Source organism: Paenibacillus sp. FSL H8-0261 (genome assembly GCF_045040645.1).
Taxonomy (GTDB): domain Bacteria; phylum Bacillota; class Bacilli; order Paenibacillales; family Paenibacillaceae; genus Paenibacillus_AQ.
Window position 1 is genome coordinate 5,950,840 of the sequence record NZ_CP150297.1, and the last position, 16,522, is coordinate 5,967,361.

At 43.8% G+C, this 16,522-nt stretch carries 15 protein-coding genes; 11 read left to right on the forward strand and 4 right to left on the reverse strand.

The features are described 5' to 3' along the window. Positions 1-166: 166 nt before the first annotated feature. Complete coding sequence (locus MHI27_RS26385) at positions 167-1,579, reverse strand: glycoside hydrolase family 1 protein (protein WP_076285305.1); 1,413 nt, start codon at positions 1,577-1,579, stop codon at positions 167-169. Positions 1,580-1,692: 113 nt separating this feature from the next. On the opposite strand from MHI27_RS26385, the gene MHI27_RS26390 reads away from it, so the two are divergent. The 10 genes from MHI27_RS26390 to MHI27_RS26435 all read left to right on the forward strand — a co-directional run bounded on the left by MHI27_RS26390 (position 1,693) and on the right by MHI27_RS26435 (position 11,963). Further along, on the forward strand, positions 1,693-2,661 hold the full coding sequence (locus MHI27_RS26390; RefSeq protein WP_405175021.1) for a LacI family DNA-binding transcriptional regulator: 969 nt from the start codon (positions 1,693-1,695) through the stop codon (positions 2,659-2,661). Between the two features lie 332 nt (positions 2,662-2,993). Further along, the gene (locus tag MHI27_RS26395; RefSeq protein WP_405175022.1) at positions 2,994-3,491 is read left to right on the forward strand and encodes a DedA family protein; all 498 of its coding nucleotides are present in this window, start codon (positions 2,994-2,996) and stop codon (positions 3,489-3,491) included. Positions 3,492-3,527: 36 nt separating this feature from the next. Further along, on the forward strand, positions 3,528-4,103 hold the full coding sequence (locus MHI27_RS26400; protein ID WP_405175023.1) for a class I SAM-dependent methyltransferase: 576 nt from the start codon (positions 3,528-3,530) through the stop codon (positions 4,101-4,103). 19 nt (positions 4,104-4,122) lie between these two features. Continuing rightward, entirely contained in the window at positions 4,123-4,803 is a 681-nt protein-coding gene (locus MHI27_RS26405; protein ID WP_405175024.1) for a response regulator transcription factor, read from the forward strand. Positions 4,804-4,807: 4 nt separating this feature from the next. Continuing rightward, positions 4,808-5,887 (forward strand): sensor histidine kinase, encoded by a 1,080-nt coding sequence (locus MHI27_RS26410; RefSeq protein ID WP_405176802.1) that lies wholly within the window; start codon positions 4,808-4,810, stop codon positions 5,885-5,887. Between the two features lie 161 nt (positions 5,888-6,048). Beyond that, positions 6,049-6,720, forward strand: coding sequence for a response regulator transcription factor (locus tag MHI27_RS26415; RefSeq protein ID WP_076285307.1), 672 nt, complete (start codon positions 6,049-6,051; stop codon positions 6,718-6,720). Next, complete coding sequence (locus MHI27_RS26420; protein WP_405175025.1) at positions 6,717-7,796, forward strand: ATP-binding protein; 1,080 nt, start codon at positions 6,717-6,719, stop codon at positions 7,794-7,796. The genes MHI27_RS26415 and MHI27_RS26420 overlap by 4 nt, the downstream gene beginning before the upstream one ends. Next, a complete protein-coding gene (locus tag MHI27_RS26425; protein ID WP_339798572.1) occupies positions 7,793-8,278 on the forward strand; it encodes a GNAT family N-acetyltransferase in 486 nt (161 codons plus the stop codon). The genes MHI27_RS26420 and MHI27_RS26425 overlap by 4 nt, the downstream gene beginning before the upstream one ends. A 167-nt stretch (positions 8,279-8,445) precedes the next feature. Further along, the gene (locus tag MHI27_RS26430) at positions 8,446-10,203 is read left to right on the forward strand and encodes an ABC transporter ATP-binding protein (RefSeq protein ID WP_405175026.1); all 1,758 of its coding nucleotides are present in this window, start codon (positions 8,446-8,448) and stop codon (positions 10,201-10,203) included. Next, on the forward strand, positions 10,203-11,963 hold the full coding sequence (locus MHI27_RS26435; protein ID WP_405175027.1) for an ABC transporter ATP-binding protein: 1,761 nt from the start codon (positions 10,203-10,205) through the stop codon (positions 11,961-11,963). The genes MHI27_RS26430 and MHI27_RS26435 overlap by 1 nt, the downstream gene beginning before the upstream one ends. Before the next feature lie 72 nt (positions 11,964-12,035). Here MHI27_RS26435 and MHI27_RS26440 read toward each other — a convergent pair whose 3' ends face one another. Together MHI27_RS26440 and MHI27_RS26445 are read right to left on the reverse strand one after the other, a co-directional pair. Next, positions 12,036-12,824 carry an RNA methyltransferase gene (locus MHI27_RS26440; RefSeq protein ID WP_042194519.1) on the reverse strand — a complete coding sequence of 263 codons (789 nt, stop codon included), beginning with the start codon at positions 12,822-12,824 and terminating at the stop codon, positions 12,036-12,038. A gap of 97 nt (positions 12,825-12,921) precedes the next feature. Next, on the reverse strand, positions 12,922-13,581 hold the full coding sequence (locus tag MHI27_RS26445; RefSeq protein WP_076285312.1) for a TrkA family potassium uptake protein: 660 nt from the start codon (positions 13,579-13,581) through the stop codon (positions 12,922-12,924). A gap of 136 nt (positions 13,582-13,717) precedes the next feature. On the opposite strand from MHI27_RS26445, the gene MHI27_RS26450 reads away from it, so the two are divergent. Beyond that, positions 13,718-13,954, forward strand: coding sequence for a small acid-soluble spore protein SspI (locus tag MHI27_RS26450; protein ID WP_042130985.1), 237 nt, complete (start codon positions 13,718-13,720; stop codon positions 13,952-13,954). Between the two features lie 98 nt (positions 13,955-14,052). Here the strand turns inward: MHI27_RS26450 and MHI27_RS26455 are convergent, their stop codons facing one another. Beyond that, on the reverse strand, positions 14,053-15,651 hold the full coding sequence (locus MHI27_RS26455) for a peptide chain release factor 3 (protein WP_042191749.1): 1,599 nt from the start codon (positions 15,649-15,651) through the stop codon (positions 14,053-14,055). Positions 15,652-16,522 lie beyond the last annotated feature (871 nt).

Genomic DNA, 16,522 nt, shown 5'->3' on the forward strand with positions numbered 1-16,522 from the left:
AAGGAATGAACGCAAAAAAACCTAAATCACATTCATGCACGAGAGAGAAATCTCCCGTAAACATAAATGAAACTTAGGTTTTGCCTGCTATGCAGTAGCAATCCTGATATCCGATTAATTGTTATTTACAAATTAACATGTTCAATTCATGATGTCAACCGACATCCTAGAACAGGTTCTGTCCATTTGATTCAATCACTTCTTTGTACCAGTGGAAGGACTTCTTCCGGTATCGTTCAAGAGTACCTGAACCATCATCATGACGGTCCACATAAATGAAGCCATAACGTTTCTTTAGTTCGGCGCTCGTTGCGCTAACCAAATCGATGCAGCCCCAGCTTGTATAGCCCATGACTTCCACTCCGTCGGCAATAGCCTCCGCGACCTGAACCAGATGATCTCGTAAATAATTGATCCGATAGTCGTCGTTTATTACCTTTTCGCCGTTCCCATCTAATACCAGCTGATCGACAGCGCCAAGACCATTTTCCACGATAAACAGCGGTTTCTGATATCGGTCGTAGAACATATTCATAACATAACGCAAGCCTTGTGGGTCGATCTGCCAGCCCCATTCGCTCGCTTCCAGATACGGATTAGGCACCCCACCCAGCAGGTTCCCTTCTCCTCTGATCTGTTTCTCTGGATCAGCCGTTTCACAAGTGCTCATATAGTAACTGAACGATATGAAATCCACAGTATGCTTCAGAATCTCTTCGTCCCCTGGTTCAAAATGAATGTGAATCCCATTTTCTTTGAAGAACCGCTTCATATAGCCAGGGTAATACCCTCTAGCATGAACATCCGCAAAGAACATATTTTTGTGATCACTTTGCATTGCCTTGATCAAATCGTCCGGATGCGGAGTGAGCGGATAAATCGGCATACTGAGCACCATACACCCGATTTGGAAATCAGGATTGATTTCATGGCCGATTTTCACAGCCAGAGCACTTGCTATGAACTCATGATGAATAGCTTGATACAGATCCTGCTTACTCAATTTCTCTAACGGCGTATTGATCCCGCCACTCATAAATGGGAACTCAAGAATGGAGTTAATCTCGTTAAAGGTCAGCCAATATTTAACCTTGTTCTTGTAACGATTATATATCGTTCTCACGTAGCGCTCGTAAAAATCCACCATCTTACGGTTAACCCATCCATCATATTCTCTTGCCAGATGTAGCGGAGTTTCATAATGGGAGATAGTCACCAGTGGCTCGATGCCGTATTTATGACACTCATCGAATAGGTCGTCGTAAAACTGCAGACCTTTTTCATTGGGCTCCAGCTCGTCCCCTTTTGGAAAAATCCGGGACCAGGCAATGGACGTCCGGAATACTTTAAAGCCCATTTCCGCGAACAGCTTAATATCTTCTTTATATCGGTGATAGAAATCGATACCTATTAACTTCATATTATCTTCGGTAGGTACCTCTGTAGGCGCAGACTTAATTCCCTTCGGCATAACATCTTGGGTGGACCACCCTTTACCATCTTCCTGATATGCTCCTTCAAGCTGGTTCGCTGCTACAGCACCGCCCCATAAGAATCCTTTTGGAAATTGCAATTCCATATTTTTTCCCGCCTTTGCTATTGTGATAGTATAGGATTACTGCTCTAATTCGAATCCTAAACCTTGGAACGCGTTACATGTCAAGTACTAATCATGTGAAGGAGAACAAACCGATGTCCACTCTTGACGAAATCGCTAAGCTGTCGGGCTTTTCCAAAGCCACGGTGTCCCGCGTCCTGAACCAATCGCCTCATGTTAGCAAGGAGACTCGTGCGAAAATTCTCGCCATCATGAAAGAAACGGACTATGTTCCTAACCGAAATGCCATTTCTTTATCCAAAGGTCAAACACAACAAATCGGCATGATCACCATGGACCTAAACGAGCTTATTCTGAGTTTTATGAACAGCTTCGTCGAAATTTCAGGTCGTTACGGATACCAGACGATTATTTATACTACCGGCGGGGATAAGCAGAAGGAGCTTCAGGCTTTTGAAGATCTCAAAATGAAACGGGTCGACGCCCTACTCATCCTAACCTCCGTCAACGAACAGAATGTTATCTCTTCCTACTGCAAATACGGACCCATCGTATCCTGGCAGCGTATGGACCATCCTGAAATACCGTCCGTTGCCATGAACCAATATGATGGATACACACTCGCTTTGGAGCATTTGATAGAGCGGGGGTATAAGCGCATCGCTAATGCTTTTGGCCGTCCCAGCAGCATTAATACCCACAGTAGACGCCTGGCCTATGAGCAAATCATGACCAAATATAATCTTCCCGTTATGGAGAAATGGTATTACTCTACGATTTACAGTATCCGCGACGGAGAGCAGTTGCTGCGCTCCCTTATGGATGAAACAGACCGGCCAGATGCGATTCTGTGCTCCAATGATTTGGTTGCCGTAGGCGTCCTTAGCGAAGCACGCAGGCAGCAGTTAAATGTGCCCGGCGATCTGGCCATCGTTGGGTTTGACAATTCTGAGCTGTCGCAGACGCTCGGAATTACCACTGTACGGAATCCGATTGCGGGGCAGGCGGAGAATGCGTTTCTTCTGCTGGCTCTAGCGCTGCTTGGTCGGGACATGGAGCTGCAGCCGCTGTCGTTTCAACTAATCCAACGGGAGACAACCTAGTTTGCCCATTAATATAGTATTACCCCGGTGTATGAAAATAAAAAAGTCCTGATTGATCAAAGGTTTCTTGATCATCAGGACTTTTTTGTATAAATACTAATATTTTGAATATCTACTCTCACCATCCAGCTACTGAGAGTTATTCACCTTGATAATCCAGACGAGACATTTTTATGATCTAGGAACACTTCGCTTTGCTTATCCCGGATAAAAACATCATCTTCATAGGATTCCCATACACCTCTTCAGGATTTCTTTAGAATTCTCACCACTAAATCCTCAGAATTTTTCGTTAAGATTTCTGTATTGAACTGAGCGAAAGAGGTGTCATATTGGCCAGTAATACGATCTTAGAGCTAATCAATCAGTATGGATATCTGATTTTTTATCTTGCTTTCACTCTAGGACCTTTTGGAATTCCAATCCCTAACGAAATTACAATCCTCACCGGAGCAACCCTGAGTCACATGGAGGTAATTAATTCATGGATGACTTACTTCTGCATTTTGTCAGGGCTAATAACAGCCTTTACACTTGCTTATTTTGCAGGTAAATTCTCCGGTCAAAAACTGAAGAACAGATTCCAGCAGAATAGACATTTTCAAAAAGCAGAGCAGATCTTGAAAAAATACGGAAATATGGCTATGTACATTGGCATGTTTATCCCAGTTGTACGATATATCATCCCTCTATTAATCGGACTAAGCAGTACAAGTTATAGACGATTTGCTCTTATTTCTTATACCAGTGCTTTAGGTTGGACCTTAATGTTTTTCTCGGCAGGTACGTACTTCGGGGATCACATTCTATCAAATTTATTCAATCCCTAATTTCAATTAAATCTTAAATTAATGGAGGAAAACTAAGTGAGCTTCAATGAAAATATTTTATTTTTACGAAGTTTTATTCAACATCCAAAACGGGTTGGTAGTGTTATACCAAGTTCACGGTTTCTCGTAGATTCCATGGTTAAACAAGCGAAATGGCCCGAGGTTAAGGCCGTTGCTGAACTTGGATCAGGGACAGGTGCAATCACTCGTGCAATTAGCACTAAGGTAAATAAAACAACAAAAGTATTATTGTTTGAAATGGATGAGACAATGAGAAATAAAATAAAAACAGAATACCCTGACTTCTCATGTTATCCAGATGCTTCTCAATTAGTAGAAACAATGAAGGATTTACATGTTCATCAGCTAGACTGTATTTTTAGTGGTTTGCCCTTTTTTAATTTTGAGCTTGAACTGAGAGAAACCTTAGTGGAACAGATTTATCAAGCGCTAAAACCAGGAGGATTATTTGTTGCATTTCAATATTCACTTCAGATGAAGAATCAATTATCCGAATATTTTAGTATTGAAAAAATAGAGCTCGTGCCTTTTAATCTCCCCCCTGCTATAGTCTATGTCTGTCGTAAAAAGGGAACTATTAGAAATGAATGAAGAAGGGGCGTTGTAATTAATGAATACAATCCTTATTGTAGATGATGATTCTGAAATTCGAGATGTTATTCATGTTTATTTACGGAATGAAGGTTACCAAGTGCGTGAAGCAGCAGATGGTCAGGAGGCACTGATTGCAATACAAACAACATCCATTCAATTGGTTATCCTGGATGTCATGATGCCGCGAATGGATGGTATCATAGCCTGTCTCAAAATAAGAGAGATATCTAATATTCCTATTATTATGCTGTCAGCCAAACAAGAAGACATTGATAAAATCACAGGTTTAACTACTGGGGCAGATGATTACATGATCAAACCATTTAATCCACTGGAACTACTGGCTCGTGTAAAAGCCCAGTTACGTCGCCAGTCCTTAATTGGGAAGGAAGAATTCAATTCAATACTTATAATTAAAGACCTGATAATAGATAAAAATAAACATTCCGTGAAGTTAAAGGGAGCTAATGTTTCATTGACTCCACTAGAATTTTCGATTTTAACGCTGCTTGCAAGCCGACCTGGGCAAGTTTTTAGTTCGGAAAAAATTTACGAGAATGTATGGAAAGAACCGTATGGGTATTCTGAAAATACCGTAATGGTCCATATTCGTAACTTAAGAGAAAAATTAGAGGAAAACCCAAGAGAGCCTCTGTACATTAAGACAGTTTGGGAAGTTGGCTATAAAATTGACTAAAATTATGCGAAATTCAGAAAAAAACAAACGAATTCAGACCAATATTTTAATCAAGATGGTATTGAGCTTAATAATTGCCATTACAATAAACATCTCAGTTAGCCTCTTATTCTTTCACTTAGGAAATGTAACAAAATGGGGATGGCTATTCAAATCTCTGGCCTATCTTCTTACACCCATGTTTTTAGTTATTTTTGTTATTACATTTTTTACATTGACCCGAGGGATTGTCAAAGATTTAATTGCATTGGAGCACGGACTTCAAATTATTTCTGAAGGTAATTTAAGTTACCGGGTAACTATCGAACGACAAGATGAACTGGGATCGGTGGCGTTAAACATCAATCGGATGGCCGAACATCTAGAGAAACAGATCATCAAGGAACGTGAAACTGAAAAATCAAAGATGGAGATGATCACAGGTATTTCACATGACTTACGTACACCACTTACAAGCATTATTGGATACATTGAGCTTTTACGAACAGGTTCGTTTAAAGATAAAGAAGAATACACGCGTTTCATTCAAAACACCTACAACAAAGCGATTCATATGAAGAAGCTACTTGATGATTTATTCGAATATACCCGGCTTACTTCAGTTGAATCCCAGATAAAACTAGAAAAAATCGATTTATCTCAGCTTTTGAATCAGTTGTTATTTGAATTCGAACCGATCGCTCAAGAAAATAGCATGAATCTCGTGAAAGATTTCTCTGACTTACCACTATTTACTTTAATTGACAGCGAAAAAATTGCCAGGGCTATCGATAATCTTCTTATGAATGCATTAAAATATTCCTTCAAGCCAGGAAGCATTTACATACGGATGACAACCAATAGTGACATTTCCATAGAAATTGAAAATAAAGGGACTCCTCTTACACGAGATCAAGAGAAAAGACTATTTGACCGATTTTATAAGGTTGACCATTCAAGAAATAGCGAAGGAATTCAAACAGGAGCTGGACTCGGTCTTTCCATTGCCAGAAATATTGCTGAGTTGCACGAAGGAACCTTAACACTTAAACATACTAATGATGTCTTCACATTTCAACTGAGATTGCCCCTTAAAGAAGATTAATACCACTAAGCAAAAAAGTGCCCGATCGGATACTTACGCCGAGGGAGTTTAGGAAGAACGCAATGGAATCTAAAGAACCGCTAAAGACTTTGTCTTTAGCACTTTTATCAATTAGAATTATGGGGAAAAGGGTCAAATCCGAAACCTATTGGAGTGAAACCATGATTAAGATCCTCGTTGTGGAAGACGATAAGCATGTCAGAAAGTTGATGAACGCTGTCCTGAAACGGGAAGGTTATGAAGTGTTAACAGCCGAAAATGGAATCCAGGCACTGGAAGTTCTTGAAATCCAGCACATTGATCTGATTATCCTCGATATCATGATGCCGGGGATGGATGGTTATGAATTTGCCGAGGAGCTAAGGAATGCGAACAACATGATCCCGATCCTCATGGCCACGGCCAAACAGCTTCCAGAAGATAAGAAAAAAGGCTTTCGCCTCGGAACCGACGATTATATGACCAAACCTGTAGATACAGAAGAAATGCTGTTGAGAATACAAGCCCTACTGCGCCGCTCGCAGATTGTAAGCGCCCGTAAGCTTGTAGTCGGTAAAATTATTCTTGATTTTGATACGTTAACAGTAACTCGAGACAATGAAAAACAGATGCTTCCCCAGAAGGAATTCCATCTCCTTTATAAGCTTTTATCCTATCCGGAGCGCATTTTCACTCGAATCCAGCTGATGGACGAAATCTGGGGGATGGACAGCGAGACTACGGACACTACGGTTAATGTACATATCAACCGATTGCGGAAACGGTTTGAAAACTATCCGGAATTCGAACTTGTGTCCGTCCGCGGTCTCGGATACAAGGCGGTGAGAAAATGATCAAAAAGCTAAGCAGCAAAATCAGTCTGCCAATCTACTTCTCGCTTGCTGTATTCATTATTTTCCTCATTACAGTGTTAATCACCGGAATTCTGACCTACTTGTCCTTGGCCTTCGGCCTACTTGATGAGCGGATTCTTCAGGACAAAAAAATTCTCACCTTGATTATATTGATTGCCTGCATTATTATCGGCACCGTCACATCAGTAATTACCAGTCGCAGAATGCTGAAATCAATCCGCACATTTATTGATGCTATTGACCAACTGGCCGGAGGTGATTTCTCCATGCGGCTGCAGCTCAAGCACCCTCCGGAGTTCAAGATTCTTTCCGAGAATATTAACCGGATGGCCGAGGAACTGGGTGGCATTGAAATTCTGCGAACAGACTTTGTAAACAATTTCTCCCATGAATTCCGTACTCCGATTGTGTCGATTAAAGGGTTCGCTGAAATCCTGAAGGATGACGAGCTGAGTAAGGATGAACGGAATGAATATCTGGATATTGTTATCGAGGAATCTACCCGTCTGGCTACACTGGCCTCCAATGTATTGAACCTCTCCAAAGTGGAAGCACAGGCAATATTAACTGATCGACAGCCCTTCAATGTCGGAGAACAAATTCGCCAATGTGTCCTGCTACTTCATACTAAACTTACGAAAAAGCATATTTCCTTCAAAGCCAACGTACAGGACTATATGGTACCTGGGAATAAAGAGATGCTGAACCAGGTCTGGCTGAATTTATTGGACAATGCGATTAAATTCACTCCCGAGCACGGCGAAATCGAAGTTACTATGAGGCAGATGAAAGATCAGGTTGAAATTACGTTCCGTGATAATGGAGCAGGCATCAGTCCAAGTGCACTTCCCAAGGTCTTCGACAAGTTCTATCAGCAAGATACCTCTCACTCTACTGCCGGTAATGGCCTGGGGCTTACGATTGTCCGAAAAATCATTGAGCTGCACGGCGGAACCGTCACCTGCGACAGTGTTCCAATGCAAGGAACCACTTTCACCGTGCTGCTCCCCGATTTTAAAAAGGTAACTAAAGAATTGGGGGTTACCAGTAAATGAGTGTACAATTCAAAAAACTGAGCGGCTTTAACCGGGGAATTCTCCTTGAATTATTGACAGATGCGTATTCATTTGATCGCAGATATGAACAAAGCTCTATTTCTGATTGGCAGGATTTTGACAACTTTTTCTTTGACCATTTACAAATTGCAGATAAATATGCTTTTATCACAACTGTAAATGATGAACCCATCGGATTTGTGGTGTGGGACCCGAGAAACATGCCTGAGTATGCAGAAATTGGGCATAATTGCATTGCTTCAAAACATAAAGGCAATGGCTATGGTAAAATCCAGCTTCAAGAGGCAATTAATAGAATCACCCAGAATGATGTAACAAAAATTATTGTAACCACGAATGACGATTTAAACCCTGCTCAACGGATGTACGAAAGTGTTGGATTCACAATGTATCAAAAAAGGAAAAGTGAAACTGGCGCAGACTTTATTGAAGAATTCATAGATTATGTGTATTTTTTATAAAATGCTAATGTCTTCACGTATATCTGCTCAAACAGAAGAGACCACCCCAAGCAGTCATTCTATGGCTTAAGGGACGGTCTCTTCTTTCTTTTCATAGCAAAAGTTAACTTTCAGTTTATCATTCTCCGTTAAGATCATAGCAACGATAATGCAAAGGAGTCATTCTTATGTTGAAATTACTCAAGAATCTGGAACCCAAAGAATGGTTCTTATTCGGTATCAGTCTCATGTTCATTATCGCTCAAGTCTGGCTGGATTTAGAACTGCCTGACTACATGAGTGATATTACCCGGCTGATCCAGACACCAGGAAGCGAAATGAATGAAATCCTTGTCGCAGGCGGTTGGATGCTGCTCTGTGCTCTTGGCAGTCTGGCGACCTCGGTTGTTGTAGCGGGCATTGCTGCGAGAATAGCGGCCGATTTGTCTGCAAGACTGCGTTCCAAATTGTTCGATAAGGTGCAGTCCTTCTCCATGGAGGAGATCAGCAACTTCTCAACGGCCAGTCTAATTACCCGTTCCACGAATGACATCACGCAAGTACAAATGCTGATTGTGATCGGCTTACAGCTACTTGTGAAAGCACCCATCCTCGCAGTGTGGGCGATACTCAAGATTTCCGGCAAAAGCTGGGAATGGACTCTTACGACAGGTGCCGCGGTCGCATTGCTAGTAGTTATTGTCGCAGTCTGTATCGTGCTCGTCCTGCCTAAATTTAAAAAGCTGCAGCTGCTTACAGATAATCTGAATCGTGTATCCAGAGAGAATCTTAACGGTCTTCGTGTCATCCGGGCGTATAATGCCGAGGAATATCAAGAACAGAAGTTCGCTGTAGCTAACAACGAGCTTACCAGTACCAACCTATTTGCCAACAATGTAATGACCCTATTGATGCCGAGTATTACTTTGATTATGAGTGGACTCAGTCTCTCCATCTATTGGGTGGGTGCAGTGCTCATTCAAGCAGCCGAGGGTACTGCCAAGATGGGCTTGTTCTCAGATATGATCGTATTCTCATCTTATGCCATGCAAGTGGTTATGGCCTTTATGATGCTGATTATGATCTTTATTCTACTGCCCCGTGCTCAAGTATCGGCTAAACGTATCAATGAAGTGCTAGAAACAGTACCTAGCTTGAAGAATGGATCAGTAACTCAATTCCCTGTGAAGCGAGAAGATGAGATTGAATTCAAGGGGGTTAGCTTCAAATATCCAGATGCAGAGGAATATGTGTTGGAGAACATCAGCTTCACGGCGAAGCAGGGGGAGACGGTTGCTTTTATCGGATCTACAGGCTGCGGGAAAAGTACACTTGTTAACCTCATTCCCCGTTTCTATGATGCTACAGAAGGCGAAGTGCTGGTAAATGGTATCAATGTCAGAGAATACGACCAGCAAGCGCTGCGGAATAAAATGGGCTATGTCTCTCAGAAGGCTGTTCTATTTGGCGGAACAGTGTCCTCCAATATTGCATTTGGTGAGAACGGATCCGGTCAGGTCCTCAGTTCAGATATTGTAGATGCGGTGTACACTTCCCAATCCTCTGAATTTGTAGAAAAGCTAGAGGGGAACTATGATGCCCATATCGCCCAAGGCGGTACGAATCTGTCTGGCGGGCAAAAACAGCGGCTGTCGATTGCCAGAGCGATTGCCCGGCGTCCAGAAATATTAATCTTTGACGATTCTTTCTCCGCGCTTGACTATAAGACTGACCGTAAACTGCGCAGTGAGCTTAAGAAAGACGCGCATGATTCAACGATGCTGATCGTTGCGCAGCGTATTGGTACGATTAAAGATGCCGACAAGATCATTGTGCTGGAAGCCGGACGAATCGCAGGCATGGGAACCCATGACGAACTAATTCAGTCCTGCGACGTCTATCAGGAAATTGCTTATTCTCAGCTTACAAAGGAGGAGCTTGCATAATGAAAACCAAAAATAAAGGCCAGAATACATGGAGCAAGCTGCTCCGCTACTGCCGTAAATATGTTCCGGTTATTGTGATTGCGCTAATCTGCGCGGCAGCTGGAACGGTGCTCACGTTATTCGGTCCGGACAAACTCTCCGAGATCACCGACAAAATTACAGCTGGTCTTGCCGGCAGCATCGATATGGACGGCATTACTACCATTGGCATTACCCTCGTCGTAATTTACGGCGTCGGTGCGTTGTTGTCACTCTCGCAAGGCTTGATCATGTCGATTATTACCCAGAAGGTCTCGAAGAAATTAAGAACTGATCTTGCTCATAAAATGAACAAACTTCCAATCTCCTACTATAATAAATCGGCCACAGGTGATATTTTATCCCGGGTAACGAATGATGTAGATACCATCGGGCAATCGATGAATCAGAGTATTGGTAATGTCGTAACCGCCTTAGCTATGTTCGTCGGTTCGATCGTCATGATGCTGAAGACCAATGTAATTATGACCCTTACCGCTATCGTGGCAACGATCATCGGCTTTGGCCTTATGGTGGTCATTATGAAGAAATCGCAGAAATATTTTGCTAGCCAGCAGGAGTATTTAGGTAAAATCAACGGTCATGTCGAAGAAGTGTACACAGGACATAATGTAGTTAAAGCATATAATGGCGAAGCGCAGATGCGCACTACCTTCCAGGAATTAAATCAGGGACTGAAGAACAGCGCCTTCAAAGCGCAATTCCTCTCTGGGCTGATGCCACCCCTGATGGGCTTTATTGGTAATCTAGGATTCGTTGCCGTCTGTATCGTTGGAGGTGTACTCGCCATGAACGGTACGATTTCATTTGGGGTTATCGTCGCCTTCATTATGTATGTACGTTACTTTACCCAGCCGTTGTCCCAGATTGCCCAGGCCGCGCAGAGCCTGCAAGCTGCATCTGCAGCCGGCGGACGCGTGTTCGAATTTCTGGAGGCTGAGGAAATGGAAGACGAGAGCCATAAAGAGAACACACTGCCAACTGCTAAAGGTAAAGTAAAATTTGACCAAGTACAATTTGCGTATGAGACTTCAGAAAAACTGATTATCAATAACTTCTCGACAGATGTAAAACCTGGGCAAAAAGTGGCGATCGTTGGTCCTACCGGCGCAGGCAAAACTACGCTGGTCAATCTGCTCATCCGGTTCAACGAAGTGACGGGCGGAGAAATCTACATCGATGACACGCCGATCAGCAGCCTGACGAGAGAGAACATTCATGATTTGTTCTGTATGGTCCTGCAAGATACCTGGCTGTTTGAGGGTACCATCAAAGAGAACCTGATTTATAATCAGCAGAACATAACAGACGAGAAACTTATAGAGGCTTGCAAGTCCGTTGGCCTGCACCGCTTCATTAAATCCTTAAGTGACGGATACAACACCGTACTGAACGATAAAGTTAATCTGTCCGCCGGACAAAAGCAGCAGCTCACCATCGCTCGCGCGATGCTGAAAGATGCGCCGATGCTCATTCTTGATGAAGCTACAAGCTCGGTGGATACCCGTACAGAACTGCTGATTCAACAGGCGATGGATAAGCTTATGGAAGGCAGAACCTCTTTCGTTATCGCACACCGACTCTCAACGATCAAGAATGCCGATGTGATTCTGGTCCTGAAGGACGGCGATATCTTGGAAAGCGGCAGCCACGAAGAATTGCTGGCTCAGAACGGATTCTATGCAGAGCTCTACAATAGCCAGTTTGAGCAGGCTTCTTAAAAACGACAAAAAAACTGCAACTCAATCATGAGCTTGCAGTTTTTTATCGTCCATTCCTTTTTTATAAGCAGCTTATGCCTCTCGCTGTCTCATTCCCTCAAACAGCAAAATCGTCGCGGCCATCGCCGCATTTAGTGATTCAGCGCGGCCTGCCATCGGGATGATGATACTCTTGTCCACGAGTCGCGCAGTTTCCGGCGAAATGCCTTTGCCCTCACTGCCAATCAACAGCCACTGACTGCCGTGAAAATCATGCTGATAGCACGATTCTTCTCCCTGCAGCGAAGTACTTACCAGCAATGCCCCGCGTTCCCGGGCCTGTGGCAAAATCTCACTTAAATCTCCCTCCACCACCGGGAGATGAAACATCGAGCCCATCGTGGAACGAATGGTCTTCGGATTGTAGAGGTCGGCACAGCCTTGGCCGAGGATCACTCCGTCTGCTCCCGCTGCATCCGCGCTGCGGATGATGGTGCCGACATTACCGGGGTCCTGGACACCGTCCAGGACAACCACCAGACTATCCTTCTTCGCTAGGATAGCCTCTACCGCCTGCTGTTCCTTCCGCACGATGGCGAACACCGGCTGCGGTGTATTAGTGCTGCTGCATTTCGAGATGATCGCCGCTGTTACGCCGATCACATCCATGCCCTGAACGGACTGAAGAAGCCCCTTGAGTTCAGCGGGCATTCCCTTGTCCAGGTCATAAGCAAGGCATTCCACATCTGCTTCAGCCAGCAGCGCTTCCTGTACCAGATGAACGCCTTCTACGATATATTTACGAGCCTTGTCACGGTGCTTTTTCTCCTGCAGCCCGGCCCACTCTTTAACCCGCGTATTTTGCGGAGACATGATTTCCATAAAGTCTTCCTTTCTTATGCCTTGCCAGTTATTCTTGCTCTTATCTTTATTCTTCTTCATTTCTAATCCCATATAAACCTGATGATTACGTTACCACCTACTGATACGCGATCTCCAGCTTCGTCAGGTTATCTTTATGCCCAACGATTACAAGGATATCCCCATCGATCAAGCGATCCTCCGCGCGAGGGGAGATGTTCATCTCTTCACCTTGGCGAATAGCCATTACGTTACAGCCATATTTTGCGCGGATATCGAGTTCCTGTAGATTTTTCCCGAGCATCGATCCGGATACCTTCATGTCCAAAATACTATAATCAGGCGACAGCTCGATATAATCTAATATATTAGGCGAAGCCAAATGATGCGCAACCCGCATTCCCATATCCCGTTCAGGATAAATCACCTTGTCTGCACCAATTTTTCCTAATACTTTTCCGTGCAGCTCACTTTTTGCTTTTGCGATAATTGCTGGTACACCAAGGTCCTTCAGGATTAAAGTTGTAAGAATACTTGCTTGAATGTCCTCACCAATAGCCACAACCACCACATCAAAATTGCGAATACCAAGTGCGCGTAGCGCTTCTTCATCCGTTGAATCTGCAGATACGGCGTGTGTTACTATATTTGAAATCTCCTGTGTCCGCTGCTCGTCCGCATCAATCGCAAGTACGTCAAACCCCATACCGCTGAGTGCTCTCGCAACACTGGATCCGAAACGCCCCATGCCAATGATGGCATATTGTTTTTTGGCCATGTCTTATGTACCTCCCGTAGCATTTCTATATCTAAAACAGTATAGCATACACGAACAAAAACTTGAATTTCCAGCACCTATACAGGGTACATTAAAACGAAGTGAATATCACTATATTTCAAAAAGGAGGTACTTTATGCCGGTTACTATTGACTTACGCCAGGCGATTATTCATAAAGTGCATGGTCAATCTGAAGAAGATTTGCGGCATATGATTGAAGGCTCGGTAGACGGACCGGAAGCAGCACTCCCGGGACTTGGCGCCGTGTTTGAAATGATATGGAAGGACTTAGACACCGCTAAGCAAGACAATTTGGTTTCTATGCTGCATGATCACCTGGAGACGATTACTCCCGGGAATATCACGTCATAGGTAGCCGCAACTAGTCAAAAACCTCCGCTTTCCCATTGTGCAGTTGCACGCTGAAGGCGGAGGTTTTTATTAACAATCAGAAAGTTGTAGCTTCCTTACTATAGCAATGCTTTTGGAGCCATCTCTAGGAATGTAGCTGTCGGGTTCTTATCCATCGCTGTCCGCATAGCATATTCATTCTCGAACAATACGACAAAATTGCCCTTCTTATCTGTAACGAGCGTAGAGTTAATACGGAACTTACTCGCATCCGGTTTAGCCTCATCTACGATCCAACGCGCGAACTGGTATGGCATACGCTGCAACTGAACATCCACACCATATTCACCCTTCATGCGGTACTCGAACACTTCAAACTGCAGTTGTCCAACTACACCGAGCAGAATATCGTCAAAGTTAACCGTACGGAATACTTGAATCATACCCTCTTCAGTCAGCTGGTCGACACCCTTCTGGAACTGCTTCGATTTCAAAGCATTTTTAATACTCACTTTAGCAAAAATCTCTGGTGAGAATGTTGGCAGCTCATCGAATTCCAAATCTCCGGCCTGACTCAGTGTATCTCCAATTCTAAAAATACCTGGATCAAACAACCCGATAATATCTCCCGGATAAGCTTCCTCTACGATATCACGGTCTTGCGCTAAGAATTGTTGCGGCTGGGCCAGCTTAATGTCCTTACCCGCACGTACATGCTTCACGCTCATACCTCGTTCGAACTTCCCGGACACAATACGCAGGAAAGCAATCCGGTCACGGTGAGCCGGGTTCATATTGGCTTGGATTTTGAACACATAGCCAGTAAACTTCTCGTTCATTGGTTCTACCAAACCTGTAGTACTACGGCGTGGTTCAGGCTTCGGTGCCAGATCCAAGAAATTATCGAGGAAAGTCTGTACGCCGAAATTGTTGATCGCACTACCAAAGAACACAGGTGTGAGTTCACCACTTAGTACTTTTTCATAGTCAAAAGCATCGCCTGCTACATCCAGCAGCTCCAGATCCTGACACAGTTGATCATGCAGATATTCCCCAGCCATTTCACGAATGATTGGATCACGATATCCGTCAACCTTTTGTACCTTGATTACGGAGTGATCGTCACCTTGGAACAGCTCCACCTGATTCTTCATCCGGTCATATACGCCGCATAGCTCACGTCCACTACCAATCGGCCAGTTCATAGGCACAGAGCGAATACCCAGTACCTGCTCCAGCTCTTCCATTAGATCAAACGGACTGCGTCCTTCACGGTCCAGCTTATTGATAAAAGTAAAGATCGGAATCCCACGTTTAGCACATACCTGAAACAGCTTGGTCGTTTGGGTTTCCACACCTTTTGCCACGTCGATAAGCATGACCGCACTATCCGCTGCCGTTAGTGTACGGTAGGTGTCCTCACTAAAGTCTTGGTGACCTGGTGTATCCAAAATATTCACGCGGTGATTCAAATAATCAAACTGCATCACAGAGGAAGTAACAGAAATCCCCCGTTGCTTTTCAATTTCCATCCAGTCACTCGTTGCATGCTTGTTCGCCTTACGGGCCTTAACCGTTCCCGCCAGACGGATAGCACCACCGAATAACAGTAGTTTTTCCGTTAAAGTTGTTTTACCCGCATCTGGGTGGGAAATGATCGCAAAGGTTCTGCGTCTGTCCACTTCCTTTTGCAGCTTCTGATCTATTGCTTTGTTCATTACACATATCCCTTCATATATAAAATTCCTGCTTCTGCTTCAATTACACTGGGGTTATCTTCAAATCGGTGCTCTGCTCATCGTTCATACCCCTTCATTTCTGAATGAATAGCTCTCTTAGGTCTAGCTCCAGTCCGCTTCAAGTGAAAGCATCCTCTAAAGTATATCAAAATCCGGCAGACATTATCTACTAAAAAGCTTTTGCAGTAAAATATCTCCCAAATCAAGTCTATATTATGTTCACCAGTTCCCATAGTTCAAGAAGAAAAACGCCTGACTGCGTCCTTATTGCACTTATTCCCTTATAACAAGCCCATTCCCATGTGATTCAGGGCAGATAACAGCGCTAGCTCGTTTACGTTACCGGAGGCACACTATATTCGGTTTTTCGCATACATTTGGCTCGTTTACGTTACTGGTGGCACATTGTACTCGGTTTTCCGCATACATTTGGCTCGTTTACGTTACTGGCGGCACATTGTATTCGGTTTTTCGCATACAATCGGCTCGTTTACGTTACCGGCGGCACATTATATTCGGTTTTTCGCATACATTCGGCTCGTTTACGTTACTGGCGGCACATTATATTCGGTTTTTCGCATACAATCGGCTCGTTTACGTTACCGGCAGCACATTGTATTCGGTTTTTCGCATACATTTGGCTCGTTTACGTTACCGGAGGCACACTATATTCGGCTTTTCGCATACATTTGGCTCGTTTACCTTACTGGCGGCACATTGTATTCGGTTTTTCGCATATATTCGGCTCGTTTACGTTACCGGCGGCACATTGTATTAGGTTTTTCGCATACATTCGGCTCGTTTACGTTACTGGCGGCACATTGTATTAGGTTTTTCGCATACATTTGTC

What these genes read in the sequence shown, in the direction of transcription:
- MHI27_RS26385 (WP_076285305.1), bottom strand. Translation starts at nt 1,579, where the DNA reads ATGGAATTGCAATTTCCAAAAGGATTCTTATGGGGCGGTGCTGTAGCA.
- MHI27_RS26390 (WP_405175021.1), top strand. Translation starts at nt 1,693, where the DNA reads ATGTCCACTCTTGACGAAATCGCTAAGCTGTCGGGCTTTTCCAAAGCC.
- MHI27_RS26405 (WP_405175024.1), top strand. Translation starts at nt 4,123, where the DNA reads ATGAATACAATCCTTATTGTAGATGATGATTCTGAAATTCGAGATGTT.
- MHI27_RS26410 (WP_405176802.1), top strand. Translation starts at nt 4,808, where the DNA reads ATGCGAAATTCAGAAAAAAACAAACGAATTCAGACCAATATTTTAATC.
- MHI27_RS26415 (WP_076285307.1), top strand. Translation starts at nt 6,049, where the DNA reads ATGATTAAGATCCTCGTTGTGGAAGACGATAAGCATGTCAGAAAGTTG.
- MHI27_RS26420 (WP_405175025.1), top strand. Translation starts at nt 6,717, where the DNA reads ATGATCAAAAAGCTAAGCAGCAAAATCAGTCTGCCAATCTACTTCTCG.
- MHI27_RS26425 (WP_339798572.1), top strand. Translation starts at nt 7,793, where the DNA reads ATGAGTGTACAATTCAAAAAACTGAGCGGCTTTAACCGGGGAATTCTC.
- MHI27_RS26430 (WP_405175026.1), top strand. Translation starts at nt 8,446, where the DNA reads ATGTTGAAATTACTCAAGAATCTGGAACCCAAAGAATGGTTCTTATTC.
- MHI27_RS26435 (WP_405175027.1), top strand. Translation starts at nt 10,203, where the DNA reads ATGAAAACCAAAAATAAAGGCCAGAATACATGGAGCAAGCTGCTCCGC.
- MHI27_RS26440 (WP_042194519.1), bottom strand. Translation starts at nt 12,824, where the DNA reads ATGGAAATCATGTCTCCGCAAAATACGCGGGTTAAAGAGTGGGCCGGG.
- MHI27_RS26445 (WP_076285312.1), bottom strand. Translation starts at nt 13,581, where the DNA reads ATGGCCAAAAAACAATATGCCATCATTGGCATGGGGCGTTTCGGATCC.
- MHI27_RS26450 (WP_042130985.1), top strand. Translation starts at nt 13,718, where the DNA reads ATGCCGGTTACTATTGACTTACGCCAGGCGATTATTCATAAAGTGCAT.
- MHI27_RS26455 (WP_042191749.1), bottom strand. Translation starts at nt 15,651, where the DNA reads ATGAACAAAGCAATAGATCAGAAGCTGCAAAAGGAAGTGGACAGACGC.